General features: G+C 39.5%; 18 protein-coding genes and 1 riboswitch. Of the genes, 4 read left to right on the plus strand and 14 right to left on the minus strand.

Translation table 11 applies throughout. The features are described from left to right. The 14 genes from N784_RS13990 to N784_RS14055 form a co-directional block, all read right to left on the minus strand. The gene (locus N784_RS13990; protein ID WP_036835870.1) at positions 1-1,041 is read right to left on the minus strand and encodes a HEAT repeat domain-containing protein; all 1,041 of its coding nucleotides are present in this window, start codon (positions 1,039-1,041) and stop codon (positions 1-3) included. Then, positions 1,041-1,946, minus strand: a complete 906-nt coding sequence (locus N784_RS13995; protein WP_052127340.1) for a response regulator transcription factor — start codon at positions 1,944-1,946, stop codon at positions 1,041-1,043. The genes N784_RS13990 and N784_RS13995 overlap by 1 nt, the downstream gene beginning before the upstream one ends. Positions 1,947-2,258: 312 nt before the next feature. Continuing rightward, positions 2,259-3,113, minus strand: coding sequence for an SDR family oxidoreductase (locus N784_RS14000; protein ID WP_036835871.1), 855 nt, complete (start codon positions 3,111-3,113; stop codon positions 2,259-2,261). 167 nt (positions 3,114-3,280) lie between these two features. Then, positions 3,281-4,081, minus strand: a complete 801-nt coding sequence (gene thiD / locus N784_RS14005) for a bifunctional hydroxymethylpyrimidine kinase/phosphomethylpyrimidine kinase (protein ID WP_036835873.1) — start codon at positions 4,079-4,081, stop codon at positions 3,281-3,283. 11 nt (positions 4,082-4,092) lie between these two features. Then, positions 4,093-5,118 (minus strand): MoeB/ThiF family adenylyltransferase, encoded by a 1,026-nt coding sequence (locus N784_RS14010; RefSeq protein ID WP_036835874.1) that lies wholly within the window; start codon positions 5,116-5,118, stop codon positions 4,093-4,095. Between the two features lie 4 nt (positions 5,119-5,122). After that, positions 5,123-5,326 (minus strand): sulfur carrier protein ThiS, encoded by a 204-nt coding sequence (gene thiS, locus N784_RS14015; RefSeq protein WP_036835875.1) that lies wholly within the window; start codon positions 5,324-5,326, stop codon positions 5,123-5,125. After that, a complete protein-coding gene (locus tag N784_RS14020) occupies positions 5,323-5,919 on the minus strand; it encodes a thiamine phosphate synthase (protein ID WP_052127341.1) in 597 nt (198 codons plus the stop codon). Before N784_RS14020 ends, thiS begins: the two co-directional genes overlap by 4 nt. A gap of 18 nt (positions 5,920-5,937) precedes the next feature. Beyond that, positions 5,938-7,044, minus strand: coding sequence for a 2-iminoacetate synthase ThiH (gene thiH, locus N784_RS14025; RefSeq protein WP_036835877.1), 1,107 nt, complete (start codon positions 7,042-7,044; stop codon positions 5,938-5,940). Positions 7,045-7,056: 12 nt separating this feature from the next. Further along, positions 7,057-7,818 (minus strand): thiazole synthase, encoded by a 762-nt coding sequence (locus N784_RS14030; RefSeq protein WP_036835878.1) that lies wholly within the window; start codon positions 7,816-7,818, stop codon positions 7,057-7,059. A 79-nt stretch (positions 7,819-7,897) separates the two neighbouring features. Next, positions 7,898-8,002, minus strand: a riboswitch (TPP riboswitch). Positions 8,003-8,072: 70 nt separating this feature from the next. Continuing rightward, a complete protein-coding gene (locus N784_RS14035) occupies positions 8,073-8,684 on the minus strand; it encodes a trimeric intracellular cation channel family protein (protein WP_036835879.1) in 612 nt (203 codons plus the stop codon). Positions 8,685-8,869: 185 nt separating this feature from the next. Continuing rightward, a complete protein-coding gene (locus tag N784_RS14040; RefSeq protein WP_036835880.1) occupies positions 8,870-9,739 on the minus strand; it encodes a 5'-3' exonuclease in 870 nt (289 codons plus the stop codon). Between the two features lie 78 nt (positions 9,740-9,817). Beyond that, on the minus strand, positions 9,818-10,024 hold the full coding sequence (locus N784_RS14045; RefSeq protein WP_036835881.1) for a zinc ribbon domain-containing protein: 207 nt from the start codon (positions 10,022-10,024) through the stop codon (positions 9,818-9,820). Positions 10,025-10,125: 101 nt separating this feature from the next. Beyond that, entirely contained in the window at positions 10,126-10,881 is a 756-nt protein-coding gene (locus N784_RS14050) for a CAP domain-containing protein (protein ID WP_036835883.1), read from the minus strand. Between the two features lie 147 nt (positions 10,882-11,028). Then, complete coding sequence (locus N784_RS14055) at positions 11,029-12,450, minus strand: amidase (RefSeq protein WP_036835884.1); 1,422 nt, start codon at positions 12,448-12,450, stop codon at positions 11,029-11,031. Positions 12,451-12,597: 147 nt separating this feature from the next. Here N784_RS14055 and N784_RS16400 point away from each other — a divergent pair, with 147 nt between their 5' ends. From N784_RS16400 to pflA, 4 genes are all read left to right on the plus strand, one after another. Continuing rightward, the gene (locus tag N784_RS16400) at positions 12,598-12,756 is read left to right on the plus strand and encodes a DUF1540 domain-containing protein (RefSeq protein WP_084600276.1); all 159 of its coding nucleotides are present in this window, start codon (positions 12,598-12,600) and stop codon (positions 12,754-12,756) included. Between the two features lie 148 nt (positions 12,757-12,904). After that, positions 12,905-15,151 (plus strand): formate C-acetyltransferase, encoded by a 2,247-nt coding sequence (pflB, locus tag N784_RS14060; protein ID WP_036835885.1) that lies wholly within the window; start codon positions 12,905-12,907, stop codon positions 15,149-15,151. Between the two features lie 66 nt (positions 15,152-15,217). After that, entirely contained in the window at positions 15,218-16,231 is a 1,014-nt protein-coding gene (gene adhP / locus N784_RS14065) for an alcohol dehydrogenase AdhP (protein ID WP_036835899.1), read from the plus strand. 33 nt (positions 16,232-16,264) lie between these two features. Then, complete coding sequence (gene pflA, locus N784_RS14070) at positions 16,265-16,987, plus strand: pyruvate formate-lyase-activating protein (RefSeq protein ID WP_036835886.1); 723 nt, start codon at positions 16,265-16,267, stop codon at positions 16,985-16,987. Positions 16,988-17,014: the final 27 nt, after the last annotated feature.

The following is a 17,014-nucleotide window of genomic DNA, read 5'->3' on the forward strand; positions in this document are numbered from 1 at the left end:
TTATTCGTATCCTTTCTGCAAAATTTCTTGGACCATTTCTAGTGCATATGAATCATTACTGGTTTGCAAAAATTCAAGCAACTTATCTTCCCCATTCTTCACACGAGCAATCGAGTGCGCCGTTTCTGAGCGTACCCACCATGACTCATCCTCCAAAAGTTTTTTCATATATGGATATGTTTGTTCTATAGGTAATCGACTAAATAATTTAGACACCATCAATCTTTCTTCCCAAATAGGTGATTGAACAAACGGTTTGTACGTTTCTAAATCAATCATCCAACCTATTTCGTACACCGCTTTTAATGATCGGATACGAATTTCGCTATCTTCCGATTGAATTTGTTCCTCCAAGAAAGGTACATGGTCACTATGTCGTTTTAATCCTACTATATCAATAATAGATAGCTGACAAGCTCTAGGTAATTCCTTAAAATGAGTAAAGAGAATGACGAAAGAATCTAATGGAACATTGTTAATTAGCTTTCTATATTCATGTTCTGAAAAGCTGTTTGGATAATTCGCTAGTTTAGAAAGGAAGCCACTCACATCAAAAATCGCATAAATTTTAAACAATTGAAACCATTCTTCTGTAGAAAGCTTCTTATTTTCTAATTTGACACATTCATCCTTTAAACGATCTATGTGAAAGTCAAATATGCGGAATAATGCGTTCATTCTTATGCTCCACTTAACGCTTTTCAATTGCTTGGCATAATGCGCATGTAAATACGCATTAGCAAAATGTTGAACCTTCTCCCGAATGCCTTCATTCGAAAATTTGTTTAAATACGTCAAGAAAATATATTCCACCACTTGAATTTCTTCTTTGTTAGTAGGAATTAGTACATCCGGAACCTCCCTATGCTCTCCAAAGAAGAAATCGTACCAACCTTGTTGCACACTTTCCATATAAGTTTCTTGACGGTTCGTTTTCCGAAGCTTTTTCTTATATTTCATACTAATGTAGACACCTAAACATACTTGGATCATCATAATAATTGCAATACTAGCAATCAACATTTTAATCGAAATTTCCATTAAGTCCATAACCTTTCTAGTGTCCTTTTGATTTGCGACTCAAACAAACGTATGTTAAATGGCTGCACAATATAACGGTCTACTCCATGATCATAAGCATATATCATATCTTCTTCCGTTTTACGCTTCGTCATCATGAAAATATAAAAACGTTGATTGTTTGGTAAACTTCTAATCATGTGTAACACTTCTAAACCGTTTTTTCTTGGTAAAATATCATTCATCACTATAATGTGAACGTGACTGCTAGAATGCCAATCTGATTGAATAAATGCATACCCGTCTTGAAAGGTTTGAATGTTTAAACGGAATCGATCGAGATTCATATTCGCTAAGCTTGTGTGCAAAATATTACAAAACAACTGATTTTCTTCTATAATGCTAACTTTAACCTCTTCCACTTCGATTCGTTTATAATCCTCAACGTATTCTATATTCCACTGGCCTTCTCCTGTGGATCCTTGCAAAACTTGCTGTCCTTTAGTGATAACATCTTGAAATTGAACGTCACTATTTCTCATTTCCATAACACAAGCGAACAGTTTACAATCTTCTTCATTTGAACAAAATGCGTTATTGTTCATCATTTTGTCACATACTCGATTCAAAAAGGCACCCGCTTCTTCTTCTTTACTATGAGCTAGGACAATACACCACTGAAAAGGATGATTCAAATTTACAAGCAAATCCGTTTGACGTATTTCCTTATGCAAAAAAGCCTCTATTTCCATTTCTTTTTTGGTATCCCTAATTTCTCTCATCGTACTAGAATTGCGAATAGATACAACAATAGCTGTAATTGAAATTTTTGAACGAACAACATTGGCTGTAAGAAAATCAAAAAACGAAGCCGCTTCTTTTTCCGTTAATACTAGTCCCTTATTTTGTTGAATACTAGAATCCATCATGATCACCTCGCATTATTTATATTCAAAAACCAATCCTATAAAAAGCAAGAACTTCTGACTACTTCCTAACCATTATAGTATGTGTTTAACTCATTTTAACAACTTAATAAGTATAAATGATTAAGCTTATAAATTTCTTAACAAATGATTCCTTGCCATTTATGCTAATTCCTAAACCTTCTGTATGATAACATAAGTAAACTCATATTGTTATTCTCAAATACTAGTAAAACTAAATGCCCTATAGTAAAAAAGGGTGAAATCTATCGCACACAAAAAATACGTGTCTTTATTCATAAGACACGCAAATCATTTCTTTATCATGTTTAATCGTTTTAAAAAGATTCTTTCCCATATACACCATGGGATAACTTTCTTCAGTTGTATCATAAATGTAACTCCGCTGCCGATGGGGTAGCGAAGCTTCTTTATCGTCGATTGATCAGCTAGCATCGCTATGAGTTGAGCTACGTCAAGTGGATTGCCGCGATTTTTCTTGCTACTCTCTAGATTGGATTGAATGCGTTGCAAGTATAAGCGGTACGGTGAATTCGCTTCATTCGAACGCTTGCTTAATTGCATTCCTGTTGTCCATATATTAGTGTTATATGACCCAGGCTCGATTAATGCAACATGAACGCCGAATGGTTTCATTTCTAATCGTAAACTTTCACTATACCCTTCTAACGCGTGCTTAGATGCGACGTATGGCGATATACCAGGAAAGGCTACACGCCCACTAATGCTACTAACATTAATAATATTTCCTCGCTGTTGAGCTCTCATTTTCGGGAGAACGGCTTGCGTTACAGCCATGACACCGAACACATTCGTTTCAAATTGATTGCGATAATCCTCAACCTTTATTTCTTCACAAAAGCCAGCACCGGCATATCCGGCATTATTGACAAGTACATCTACACGGTCGAGTGATTGAACGAACTGCTCAAACCTTTGTATGGATTGTTGTTTCGTTACATCTAATGGATAAAAGGATATGTTCTTTAGTAGTGCTTCGCTAGGAATTGCTTCTGCTACACAGTGAGTTTTTTGTAAATTACGCATGGTAGCATAGACATGAAACCCACGTTTAGCCAGTTCAATAGTAATCAGCAAACCAAATCCACTAGAAGCTCCTGTTACAATTGCTTTTTTCTGTGTCATGTTTCTCCTCTTCTCCCTGCCATGAATCTATTTATGTATAGTAGCCCATTACCCTATTTGTATTTCATGTAAACATACCGATAGTTTAACATAATTCCTCATCATCAGTAAGAAGAAGAGCATCTCCGCTCAAGGGATGCCCTTCTTCCATAGTCTTTCCTCATCCATTATACATAGGCTTTGCGATACGCCCAATGATTTGTAGGTCCATGCCCCGATCCGATATGGAGATCTTCCTTAATAGCTAATTCAATAAATTGCTTAGCAACTTTCACCGCTTCTGTAATGCTACTTCCTTTTGCTAGTTGAGCCGTTATTGCAGCGGAGAACGTGCAACCTGTACCGTGTGTATTGTTCGTTGAATACCGCTTACCTTCTAATTGTTCAAATTGCCCATTCGTATATATAAGATCAATAGCAGTTGCGGAATCGTCATGACCTCCTTTAATAATGACAACCTCTACACCATAACTTGCTATTTGTTCCGCTGCTCGTTTACGATCTTCTAGCGATGTAATGGACATATTTGCAAGTACTTCTGCCTCCGGAATATTCGGTGTCACGACCGTAGCTACTGGTAAGAGGTGGTCCATTATCGCCTGCACTGCATCAGCTTGTAATAATTTAGCTCCTCCTTTCGCAACCATGACAGGATCAACGACAACATGAGGCCATTGATAATGAGCTATTTTCTCCGCAATCGTTTCAATTACTTCTGCCGATCCTAACATTCCTGTTTTCAATGCTTGTGGTGGTAAATCCTTCCCAATAGCATCTAATTGGTCCTTGATTCCTTGTTTCTGAACTGGATAAACCCCATGGACACCTGTTGTATTTTGGGCTGTAATAGCTGTTATGACAGACATGCCATAAGCACCTAATTCTTGAAACGTTTTTAAATCCGCTTGAATCCCAGCACCACCACCACTATCTGATCCAGCTATTGTTAATGCTTTTGCAACACTCATTTGAAATCCTCCTATCCGATCCATTGATAATATAATTTTTTCGCTTCATGAATATCTTTTGTACCATGGATAAGTACTCGATTATCTTGAAACACAACCATCCGTTCTTTCATGTTATATGGTTGGAAAGATAACAAAAATGGGTTCTGTTCCACTTTTCCTAATGACGCCATTCGCTTACTTAATTCGTTTAAGTCAATCTTGTGGTTACCTGGTGCAGGTCTTAATTGAACTGTGTCACGACCACATAGAACTGCACTTTTCATTTGTTGGTCATAATGTAAATAAGGATATGTAGCATCTGGACCACACGATGTACAAGCTGACTGTTTTGCACTTTGAACATGAATGGATTGATAGTTGTGTTGCCAAAGGTCAAAAGATACAACCGTTTGACGCAAAGCACCTTCGTCCTCCACTAATAGCTTTAATGCTTCAGCCACTTGGTGAGCAACGACCATTTGAACAGTAGGGGAAATAATTCCAACTGTATCACACGTCGCTCCACCTAGTGGCACGGTTTCGAGTAAACAGTTTAAGCATGGAGTTTTTCCTGGAATAATGGTAAAGCTTATTCCGTAACTACCAACACACGCCCCATAAATCCAAGGTGTGTTATACTTTTGCGCTATATCATTAATAATCATTCTTGTATCAAAGTTGTCGGTCGCATCAAGTAGAACATCCGCTTCAAGCACTAGCTGACTCAACAATTCTACATCTGCATCAGCTACGTGTGATTCAATGGTTACTGCTGAATTAATCGATTGTAAGTGCGCTTTCGCTGCTTCTGCTTTCGGGATGCGCAATGTTGCATCTCTTTCTTCGTACAATTGTTGTCGTTGTAAATTACTGACCTCTACATAATCCCGATCGACTATGACTAGCTTACCAATTCCAGCTCGTACTAAAGATTCAGCACTAGCTGCACCAAGTGCTCCAGCTCCAATAATTAGTACGGTTTTACAATTGATTTTCTGCTGACCTTCGAGGCCTATTGGGGTAAATAATTGCTGACGTGAGTATCGTTCTTGCACATTCTCATCCTCCTCCAACGAAATGAACGAATTCAATACAATCCCCATTTTGCAAAGACGTAGACGCGTACTTATCTTTGTTTACAATAGCCTTGTTTAATTCCACTATCATTGACTTAGCTTGTAGTTCATAATAATGCATCAATTGCTCCATCGTTCGTACATCACTTGGTACATTCGTTTGGCACCCATTCACATGTATCATCATAATACTGTCTCCTTTCGATAAGATGCGGCAAGTGTTTCAGGATCTTTCTCATGCCAAAACGGGGATAACACAGCCATTCCTTGTGCACCTGTACGTTGTATTTGTTTCACATGTTGCGGTTTAACCCCGCCGATGGCTATAACTGGAATGGAAACGTGTTGACAAACTTCTTCTAACATGTTGATTCCCTTTGGAGCTACGTTTCGTTTAGAAGGCGTCTCAAAGATGTGACCAAAAAACACATAATCGGCACCTTCTCTTTCAGCTGTCATCGCACCTAGTACAGAATGCACAGACTTACCTATCCGCAAATTTGGAAACGCATACTTTACGGTGTGTGGACATAAACTTTTTTCCGTTAAATGGACGCCTGCTACTCCTAAAGCGTATGCTACATCCACCCGATCATTTACTACAATCTTGCTTAGCGGTATACCGTTTTCTACTAATTGTTCAATCCAATCTACCAATTCACGTGCTGGCCGATGTTTTTCCCTAATATGAATGTAGTCAATATGTTCAATGACTTCCCTCCCAACAGAGATGAATTTCCCCACCTGTTGTTGTCCATCTGATAGCATATGGAATTCCACACCTGATTCTCCTTTACCCTATGAAGTAATTTGCCAATCTTTCATAATAGGTTGATAGCCTTTTTGTCGCAATAACCGCTGTATGTCCTGTACAGAACGATCATCACTTATTTCAAATTGGCTTTGCGTTTCTTGTGGATGAGCATAACCTCCTACTTCCGTTGAAGATTCAGCTGACATTTTGGTAACGCCCAATGGGATGATTTGGTCACGGAAAGTAGGATGTTCTCTTGTGGACATCGTGATCCCAGCTCGTGGCATAAATAAACGGAAAGCAACCATGGCTTGAACAAGATGAAGGTCAGCTACCTCCACTTTAGGTTGAAAGCTACCCGCATTGGGCCGAATACGTGGAAAAGAAACAGAAATAGCCGTTTCCAAGTATCGATTTTGCAAATAGTGGGCATGCATTCCTGTTATGAAAGACTCCTTTCGCCAATCATCCAATCCTAATAGTGCACCAATGTTTACACTCCGCATCCCAGCTTGACATCCACGTTCAGGTGTATCGAGGCGATATTTAAAGTGACGCTTAGGACCTTTCACATGAATGTCTCGATAAACATCCTCATTATACACTTCTTGATAAACCGTCAAACTATCAATTCCACTTTGCACCAATTGTTCGTATTCATTCGTATCAAGTGGTTGAATTTCAATCCCAACCGAAGAAAAATAGTGACGCAACACTTCCATAGTTTCTTGCAAATAAGAAACAGAAGAATGTAGCTTTGATTCACCAGATAGCAAAATAATATCTTGTATCCCTTTTGCGGCAATCATTTGAGCTTCTTTTTCTATTTCTTCTAACGTCAACTTTCTACGTGGGAACACGTGATCAATACTAAAGCTGCAATATTTACACGTGTTCACGCAGTAATCTGACACGTATAATGGAAGAAAAAGCTGCATCGTTTTACCGTAGTGTTGAACCGTATATTGATGAGCCTTTTGCGCCATCTGTTCTAAGAAAGGTTCAGCTGCAGGAGAAAGTAAAGTGAAATAATCCTCTGCAGTAATGCGATCTTTGGCTAGAACTAGTTGGACATCTGCGGCTGTGACTTCACGAAACATTTCTTCTGTAATATGTGATTGCAAATGCTGACACTGCTCATAAAAACTCATACAATCCCCCTCTTACTTTGTTAGAAATCCTGTTAGTGGTGAAGATGCATTTGCTTGTAAACTTGCACTACTTATACCAGACTCATAAGCAATTCGACCAGCCTGTACAGCAAAATCAAACGCTCTAGCCATTTCTACTGGATTACGTGCAGTTGCAATAGCCGTATTTACTAGCACAGCATCTGCTCCCATCTCCATCGCTTCAGCAGCTTCTGATGGTTTTCCAATACCTGCATCAACAATAATAGGAGCCTCTATTTCATCAATCATAATGCGTATCATTTCCTTCATACGAATTCCTCTATTCGAGCCAATAGGTGAACCTAGAGGCATGATTGCCGCTGCTCCAGCTTGCTCCATTCTTTTCCCAGCCATTAAATCAGGCGTCATATATGGCAATACGACAAAGCCTTCCTTCACGAGAATTTCCGTCGCTTTTAGCGTCTCCTCGTTATCTGGCAACAAATACTTATGATCTGGGATGACTTCAATTTTGATCCAATCCCCTAATCCACTTGCCTTTGCAAGACGGGCAATACGAACTGCCTCTTCAGCCGTGCGAGCTCCTGACGTGTTCGGCATTAATTGTATATATTCTGGAATATCATTCAGAATGTACGTATCATCTCCACTTAAATCGACGCGTCTTAATGCTACGGTTACAACCTCCGTATTCGATTGTTCGATTGCTTGCCTCATCGTTTGATGATTATTGTACTTTCCTGTACCAGTAAACAACCGATTATGTATTATTTTATCTCCGATCTTCAGCATGTAAAATCTCCCTTTCTTATTCACAACAAAAAAAGCCCACCCCTAGAAGGATGAGCTTGGTTATACGAACAATTGCATAAACGTATGCCGAGCGCTTCCCTCCGTTGGTCTTAACCAATTCAGGTTCAAAGGGTCGGAATCTATCCTCTCAGCCGCTCTTAAAACGGCACCCCTAGCAAATAAATAGAGTTTATTGTTGTGTAAATACTTCCATTTAAACATAACAAGAATAACTACCATTGTAAATAGTAATTTTATATTCGATAAATATCCCGAAATCGTAAATGCCAATTCAAATGATAAGATAATAAACGGAACACCATAATTGTAAGAAATAGCGTATATAGTTGCCAAGAGCTCGTATAATCAATGACTCCTATTCCAAGTGCAACTCCTGCTAGTAAAGCCCAGACAGCGTAAATCTCCGCATGAAGTACCATCGGACGTTTTTGTGCCAGCAAATCCCTTACCATTCCACCTCCAACACCAGTAATTACTGCTGAGAACAAGATTGCCCCAAATGACAGCTCATGTACAATAGCGAATAAAGCTCCTTGAATAGCAAAAGCCGATAAACCGAATGCATCTAAATAAACGTTCCACTTATTCCAGAACAAAACCCAACTCTTCGGCATTATGTAAGCGATTACAATTATTGCAATGGCAACGTACAGAAATACTCCTTGTTCCCACACTTGAGTTACGTCTTCTTGCAAGATTACATTTCTCATGATTCCACCTGCAAATGCCGTTGCTATACCGAGTATAAACACACCAAAAATATCATATCGTTCACTAATTGCAACTACTGCACCGCTAAATGCAAACGAGGCAACAGCAATAAAGTTTAACACATCCCAAGCCATTCACATCTATCCTTTTCTACAACAAGTACTATTATTCTAGCATAGAAATGTCTTGAATTCGTTATATATTAACAATTTTCTGTTTTGTAAGCGCTTTATTATAAGTGAATCCATTCCATTATTGCATTTCGAAATGGATTTGAATAAAAAAACACACGCCTCTACAAATAAAAGGCATGTGTTCGTTATTTAGCTATCAACTGTGCGACATTACCAAGCTCAACTTCATTAAATTTCGCTTCCATTACCGCACGATCTATTGTAATTGCTGCTTCGTGTATAGAACAAGTTACATCAACCTGGCAATAAATTTCTGCTAGTTTACGAGATAAATGGAGATTGTCTACATCTCGCTCAATTTTTTCTCGTTGGCTTTTAGTTAGTGTCGATATATTTTGCAAAATACCTTCAACAGAACCGTGAGCATACAACAATTTAAGTGCTGTTTTTTCGCCTATGCCTTTAACACCTGGGTAATTGTCACTACTGTCTCCCATTAACGCTTTTAAATCAATGATTTGGCGAGGAGTAATACCTTTTTCTTCAAGGAATGTGTCATGCGTATATACTTTGTAATTCCCATATCCTTTTTGCAACAATACAACAGACACATTATCTCGCAATAATTGCAAAATATCTTGATCACCAGTCAGAATAAGTACTTCTGCTTCTTGTTCAAAATGTGTCGTTAAAGTACCTATACAATCATCTGCTTCATAACCTTGTAATCCTATGTTCGGGATATTTAATGAATTCGTTACCTCTTTTACTAGATCAAACTGTGGCACCAGTTCGACTGGCGGTGCATCTCGATTCGCCTTGTAATCTGGATACATTTCCGTTCGAAACGTCGTACTTCCCATATCCCAACAACAAATGACATGACTTGGCTTAAAATGATCCATCGCCGTAAACAAATGCTTCACAAAGCCATGAACTGCATTCGTCGGTACACCTTTACTATTTATTCGAAAGTAGCCGCTCATAGCTGTCGAATAATAGGCACGAAATAATAGCGCCATGCCATCTACAAGCATCACTTTATTCTTCTCCATACAACCGCTCCCTCTTTATCTGCATGCCTCTCATTATACCACAAAAACTTTAGCCAGGCAGAGAAAGCGGAACCTGCACTATCCTAAGAAAAAATCAATAATGTTACCTGATGTGGACGTATTGGCATTGTAAAATTCTGAATAACCACAATTTTTACAGAAGACGACAATAAAGCGATTGTTTTGTACATCAAACATTTTAGACAAACCAGTACCTGTCATCGCTACTTCTTTTTTCCCAGCGTCTGTACTTCCACATTTGAAACATCCTTTTTGTTCACTCATACTTCCCCACTCCTTTTTACCTCATTATTTATGTATACGAAATATAAGAGTCATCCGTTTCAAAAACTAGTGCTCCTGTTTAGAAACACTAGTTCAGATTGTTATTTCTGTATAAACATTTGCGTCCAATATATCCCCATCTTCCCACCACGTTCAACGCCAACACCAATGTGGGTAACGTTTTTATTCAGGATATTTTTTCGATGACCGGCACTATCCATCCAGTTTTGTACAACTTCATCCGGCGATTGTTGCCCTGCTGCGATATTTTCTGCTGCAGATTTATAATCAATACCGAAATTCTTCATCATTTCAAACGGTGTCCCGTATGTTGGGGAGTTATGGGCAAAATATTCGTTTTCTGCCATATCTTCAGATTTCTTCTTTGCTACGAATGCTAAATCATCAAACGATTGAAGCTTTGGCAACCCTTGCTTTTTTCGTTCTTTATTCGTTAAGTCAACTACTTGTTTAACAAAGGTATCGGCTTCTTCCGTATCTTCTTGCTTTTGATTCGATTCTTGTGAGCCTGGTACTTCTCGTTGGTCGTATTGCGGCTGTTTATCCATTCGTTGTTTCGTATCACGGTTAGGATAAAGATCAAACTGTTCCGGATTTATATCATATCGCTCCATTTCACCACCGGGAACTGTAAACTTTCGCACTTCACCTTGAACGTCAAATCGATTAACAGGAGGCGGCGTTTCTTGACGTAATTCATTTTGGTTGTACTCGGTCGATAACCTTTCTGTATCTATCTCATTTATATCGGTACGCGCTTCTTCCTCTGTTGCACACCCTACGAGTAAACTAATTGCCAGTATACTGCTACACATTATGCTCAACCATTTCGGCATATGGTTTCCTCCTTTTTCAAATCGGCCTTTCATAAGCCATTCGTAGTATTTGCAAGTAGAAGCGTTTTACAAACAGTAATTGATGGGAGATATGTAAGCCGACAATAAAAAAGAGAGCTCAGCCTAATAGCTAAGCTCCCATTCTCATTATAAAGAAATAGCATTATATCGATGAAACCACGGTCTTTTTCTTTCTAATTGTCCTGCTAGTTGAAATAAAGTCTGCTCATCGCTTAATCGTCCCATAAAATGAACACCTACTGGTAATCCTTCTTTCGTCCAATGGAGCGGAACACTCATGGCCGGTTGTCCTGTCGCATTCGCAATTTGGGTGAAGCTTACATAGTTTGTCATTGTGTCGAGCATATCTTCTCTTGCATGTTGTTGATTAGAGAAGGCACCAACTTTGGCGGGTAATCCATTCAATACAGGTGTCACCATTATGTCGTATTGATCATAAAAAGCAAGCACTTTCTTCGCAACCATTTGCATGCGAATTCTTGCTTCTTCATACTCCAGCGCACTGTATTGTTCCCCTTGCTTCCACACATCATAAGATAACGGCTCTACATTATTTGCATTCGGCTCATTCCCTGTTAACTGTCCTAAATGCTTCATAATGACCGAACCACTTGCAATCCAAATGGTAATGAAGTCTTCAGCAAATTGTTGAAAATCGAATACAGGCGTGTCATAGGTTACTTGATGCCCTAACTCTTGAAGTAAAGTCACTGTTTCTTCTATAGCTTGTTCATTTTCCGGAGAAATAGAAACTTGATTGTTCCAATTCGGAGCAACAGCAACCTTCAAACTTCTTGGCTCGCGATGCACTTCATTTAAATAGAGAACATCTTGAGCCAGCGGTGGATAGCTTTCATAGTTCCCTTTCCCTTTCATTGCATCGAGCAATGCAGCACTATCACGAACAGAGCGCGTTAACGAATGGTTTACAGCAATATCATTCATATACATTCCATATGGACCACGGCCACGAGAAGGCTTTAATCCAAATAAACCACAGCATGATGCAGGAATTCGAATGGAACCTCCTCCATCACTACCGTGCGCAAACGGAACCATTCCAGCCGCCACTGCAGCTGCTGCTCCGCCACTAGAACCACCAGCAGAACGAGTTAAATCCCAAGGGTTACGTGCTGGACCTATGTATGTAGGTTCTGTTGTTGCAAGGAAACCAAATTCAGGTGTGTTCGTTTTACCAAGAAAGACCAATCCCGCATTTCTATACCGTTTCGTTAACATTTCATCATCTTTCGCAACGTAACCTTCTAACAGGTTTGAACCGTGTGTTGTTGGTTGACCTTGTACATCATTTAAATCTTTTATTAAAAATGGTAATCCAGCTAATGTCCCTTGCGTCGGCAATATAGTCTCTGCATTCGCTAACGCTTCATCAAACATTGTATGTACAACGGCATTCAGTGCTGGGTTTTTCGCTTTGATTTGCTTTATATAGAAGTTTGTTACGTCAAGCGTCGTTAATTCTCCCTCATTTAATAACGCTTTTAATCCAAGTCCATCCACTTGCTGTATTCGCTCTTCCATATTCATTCGTCATCGATCCTTTCTCTTTTTGAAAAAGTAGTAATTACGTCTATCATAATCTTTTCCATCTGTTCGTACAACGATAAAATTTTTATCAAGACGAGTAAACCGCTCAAAGGAGGATATACTAACTATTAGAGGAGGTGTTTGCGAATGGCTTTAGATGTGCTTTGTGAAGTTCATAATTGTGTGCATAATCAACAAGGTCAAAAATGTGGCGCTGATCAAATTTTTGTCGTCAGTCATAAAGGACGACAAGCTTCCTCTCAAGAAGAAACTGATTGTAAAACGTTCCAACCTGAAAATGGATAATCCAAAAACAGGCAACCTATAACTAAGGTTGTCTTTTTCTTTGCCTAAATGTTCAAAAAATAGTCATATGTGAAATGATTCACAAAGGCTGTGTTACTATATAATGGTAGTAGAAACACCCTACTATTCTTTAAAAGGAGGTAGCTTCATGATTACCACGATGGTAACCCCATGGCGAACATTTCAACAAGGGAAATGGAATACAACCATTGATGTCAGAGATTTCATTATTCGGAACTATACGCTTTACGAAGAAGACGAACATTTTCTAGCATCACCTACACAAGCAACAAATGAACTTTGGGAACGCATTATGGATTTAACAAATGAAGAACGAGAAAAAGGTGGCGTATGGGACATGGATACGTCCATTCCATCCTCTATTACTTCTCACGGGCCCGGCTATATTGATAAGCGTAAAGAGAAAATCGTCGGCGTCCAAACAGATGAGCCGTTTAAACGTTCTTTAATGCCTTATGGTGGTATTCGTATGGCGAAAGCTGCTTGTATGTCTTATGGATATGAACTTGACGAAGAAACGGAACACATCTTCACTAACTATCGCAAAACCCATAATCATGGCGTATTTGATGTGTATACTAGTGACATGAAACAAGCTCGGAAAGCTGGCATCATTACCGGTTTACCAGATGCGTACGGTCGTGGCAGAATTATTGGTGACTATCGTCGCGTTCCGTTGTACGGTGTTGATTTTCTAATTGTGAAGAAACAAGAAGAAATGAAACAACTAGAAAATGGCGGGGTGCTAACAGAAGCTATAATACGTCAACGAGAAGAGCATGCCGAACAAATTCGTTCTTTGCATGAGTTGAAGGATATGGGACAATCTTATGGCTTTGACATCTCTAAACCAGCTTCTGATGCTCAAGAGGCTATTCAATGGCTATACTTCGCTTACTTAGCAGCGATAAAAGAACAAAACGGTGCAGCGATGAGCCTTGGCCGAGTTTCTACTTTTTTAGATATTTATATAGAGCGGGATATCCAAGAAGGAACGTTGACAGAACAACAAGCTCAAGAACTAATCGACCATTTCATCATGAAGCTACGACTCGTGAAATTTGCTCGGACCCCAGAGTATAACGAACTATTCAGTGGTGATCCGACTTGGGTAACAGAAGCTATCGGTGGTGTCAGCTTGCAGGGAGAACCTCTTGTGACGAAGAGTTCTTTCCGCTTCTTGCACACGTTGACGAACCTCGGACCAGCACCGGAACCTAACTTGACAATTCTGTGGTCGACGAAACTACCAGAGAACTTCAAAAAATATTGCGCTAGCATGTCCATTACATCGAGTTCCATTCAATACGAAAATGATGACTTAATGCGCCAATATTACGGAGATGACTACGGCATTGCTTGTTGTGTAAGTGCAATGAAAATTGGAAAACAAATGCAATTCTTCGGGGCTCGTGTCAACTTAGCGAAGGCACTATTATACGCAATTAATGGCGGGATTGATGAGCAAACAAATCAGCAAATCGCTCCCCCATTCCGTCCCATTACAAAAAATATATTACAATACGATGAAGTAATGAAGAGATATGACCTTATATTAGATTGGTTAGCGAAGTTGTATATGAATACGTTAAATGCAATCCATTATATGCATGACAAATACGCATACGAACGCATAGAAATGGCTTTACACGATGCAGAAGTAGAACGGACGATGGCAGGAGGAATCGCTGGATTAAGTGTTGTTGTGGATAGCTTAAGTGCGATAAAACATGCAAATGTGCACGTAATCCGTAATGAAGATGGACTTGCTATTGACTATCGTATCGAAGGCGATTTCCCTAAATACGGAAACAATAACGATGCTGTCGACCAAATCGCTGTAGACCTTGTAAATACGTTCATGAATAAGTTCCGCAAGCAGCCAACGTATCGTAATGCCATTCCGACTTTATCCATACTCACCATCACATCAAATGTAGTGTATGGAAAGAAAACTGGCAATACGCCTGATGGCCGAAAAGCAGGAGCACCATTCGCACCTGGGGCAAATCCACTACACGGAAGAGATCAGTCAGGAGCACTAGCTTCCTTAAATAGCGTTGCCAAATTGCCGTATGTTAACGCCATGGACGGTATATCCAATACATCTAGTTTCGTACCAAAAGCATTAGGAAAAACAATGGATGTACGAATAAACAATCTCGTAACGATCATCGATGGTTATATGAAGAAAGAGGGACATCATTTAAATATTAATGTATTTGATCAAGCTACACTACAAGAAGCAATGGAACACCCTGAACGATACCCACAATTAACCATACGAGTAAGTGGTTACGCTGTGAACTTTGTAAAATTGACGCGAGAACAACAATTAGATGTACTAAACCGCACGTTCCATCAAGGGTTATAAACACCTAAATATCAGGAGGTATGAAATATGTGTACAAACCATTCCTATTTAAAACCTGCACGAGAGATGAAAGCTGCTGTTGTCCATCAGTTTAAAGAACATTTATCTATCGAAACAGTCGCTGTACCTAAAGTTGGATTAGGAGAAGTGCTCGTTCATATGAAAGCCTGCGGTGTATGCCATACCGATCTTCATGCCGCACACGGTGATTGGCCAGTAAAACCGAAACTTCCACTCATTCCAGGGCATGAAGGAGTTGGGGAAATCGTTGAAGTTGGTGAGGGCGTCACTCATTTAAAAAAAGGTGACCGCGTTGGTGTCCCTTGGTTATATAGTGCTTGTGGTCATTGCGAATATTGTTTAACAGGACGCGAAACGTTGTGCCATCACCAACACAACGCTGGATACTCGGTTGATGGAGGCTATGCAGAATATTGTGTAGCAGCAGCTGACTACGCCGTAAAGTTGCCAGATAACTTAGATTACATTCAAGCAGCCCCTATCTTCTGCGCTGGTGTTACGACATACAAAGCGCTTAAAGTAGGTGAAGCGAAACCAGGTGATTGGGTAGCCATATATGGTATAGGTGGATTAGGTCATGTAGCCGTTCAATATGCTAAAGCTATGGGATTTAACGTCGTTGCGGTTGATACATTTGAAGAAAAGCTACAACTCGCGCAACAATTAGGTGCAGATAAAGTCGTCAATCCAATAGAAGAGAATGCTTCTACGTATATTCAAGAAGAAATTGGCGGCGTTCAAGTAGCAGTATGTACAGCCGTTTCAAAAAAGGCGTTTAATGATGCTTATTACTCAGTTAAACGCGGCGGTAAGTGTGTTGCTGTAGGCTTACCACCAGAAATGATGGAAGTACCTATTTTCGATACCGTATTAAACGGTGTCAGCGTTACCGGAAGTATCGTTGGGACACGCAAAGACTTAATCGAATCTCTAGAATTTGCCGCACAAGGAAAAGTAAAAACCATTGTACAAACAGCGAAATTAGAAGACATTAATACGATTTTCCAAGATATGATAGATGGAAAAATAAACGGAAGAATGGTATTGGATTTGCAATAAATTAATTTTTATGATTGTAAGGGAGGGCTAAATATGATAGGCAAAGTCCATTCCATTGAAACGTGTGGAACAGTAGATGGACCTGGTGTACGATATGTGATATTTATGCAAGGATGTTTGATGCGTTGTCAATTTTGCCACAATCCTGATACGTGGAATACAAAGAAAGGGACAGAAATGACAGTTGATAACATTATAAAGGACATACAAGATTACCTCCCTTACATTGAACACTCAGGGGGCGTAACCGTTAGCGGAGGAGAACCATTGCTACAAGTTGACTTCTTGCTAGAGCTCTTTAAACAATGTAAAAAGCTAGGACTGCATACTGCAATTGATACGTCAGCAGGATGCTTTCGTGAAAATGCTACCTTTTTACACACGTTAGAGGAGCTGCTCCGTTACACAGATCTCGTATTATTAGATATAAAACAGATGGATAACCATGTACACAAGCAGCTAACTGGCATGCACAACAAACACATACTCAAATTTGCCGCCTTACTTGCTGAGAAGAAAACACCTGTCTGGATACGACGCGTACTTATTCCAGGCATAACGGATGAGAAGCGGGAATTATACCAGCTGAAACAATGGATCGACGAACTCGGAAACGTCGAAAAGATCGAAATCCTTCCTTATCACCGAATGGGCGTATACAAATGGGAACAATTAAATCTCGATTATCCGTTAGAGAAAATTCCAACTCCAACCGATGAGGAAGTTACAAAAGCGAAAGAAATCCTATCTATTTAATCGAGTAGAGGGAAAAGTTAAGTAACT

The sequence above is a fragment of the Pontibacillus litoralis JSM 072002 genome, assembly GCF_000775615.1.
Classification (GTDB): domain Bacteria; phylum Bacillota; class Bacilli; order Bacillales; family BH030062; genus Pontibacillus; species Pontibacillus litoralis.

Bases quoted from the DNA above. Each gene is read 5' to 3' on its own strand.
- N784_RS13990 (WP_036835870.1), bottom strand. From the start codon at position 1,041: ATGGAAATTTCGATTAAAATGTTGATTGCTAGTATTGCAATTATTATG.
- N784_RS13995 (WP_052127340.1), bottom strand. From the start codon at position 1,946: ATGGATTCTAGTATTCAACAAAATAAGGGACTAGTATTAACGGAAAAA.
- N784_RS14000 (WP_036835871.1), bottom strand. From the start codon at position 3,113: ATGACACAGAAAAAAGCAATTGTAACAGGAGCTTCTAGTGGATTTGGT.
- thiD (WP_036835873.1), bottom strand. From the start codon at position 4,081: ATGAGTGTTGCAAAAGCATTAACAATAGCTGGATCAGATAGTGGTGGT.
- thiS (WP_036835875.1), bottom strand. From the start codon at position 5,326: ATGATGATACATGTGAATGGGTGCCAAACGAATGTACCAAGTGATGTA.
- thiH (WP_036835877.1), bottom strand. From the start codon at position 7,044: ATGAGTTTTTATGAGCAGTGTCAGCATTTGCAATCACATATTACAGAA.
- N784_RS14030 (WP_036835878.1), bottom strand. From the start codon at position 7,818: ATGCTGAAGATCGGAGATAAAATAATACATAATCGGTTGTTTACTGGT.
- N784_RS14035 (WP_036835879.1), bottom strand. From the start codon at position 8,684: ATGGCTTGGGATGTGTTAAACTTTATTGCTGTTGCCTCGTTTGCATTT.
- N784_RS14040 (WP_036835880.1), bottom strand. From the start codon at position 9,739: ATGGAGAAGAATAAAGTGATGCTTGTAGATGGCATGGCGCTATTATTT.
- N784_RS14045 (WP_036835881.1), bottom strand. From the start codon at position 10,024: ATGAGTGAACAAAAAGGATGTTTCAAATGTGGAAGTACAGACGCTGGG.
- N784_RS14050 (WP_036835883.1), bottom strand. From the start codon at position 10,881: ATGCCGAAATGGTTGAGCATAATGTGTAGCAGTATACTGGCAATTAGT.
- N784_RS14055 (WP_036835884.1), bottom strand. From the start codon at position 12,450: ATGAATATGGAAGAGCGAATACAGCAAGTGGATGGACTTGGATTAAAA.
- N784_RS16400 (WP_084600276.1), top strand. From the start codon at position 12,598: ATGGCTTTAGATGTGCTTTGTGAAGTTCATAATTGTGTGCATAATCAA.
- pflB (WP_036835885.1), top strand. From the start codon at position 12,905: ATGATTACCACGATGGTAACCCCATGGCGAACATTTCAACAAGGGAAA.
- adhP (WP_036835899.1), top strand. From the start codon at position 15,218: ATGAAAGCTGCTGTTGTCCATCAGTTTAAAGAACATTTATCTATCGAA.
- pflA (WP_036835886.1), top strand. From the start codon at position 16,265: ATGATAGGCAAAGTCCATTCCATTGAAACGTGTGGAACAGTAGATGGA.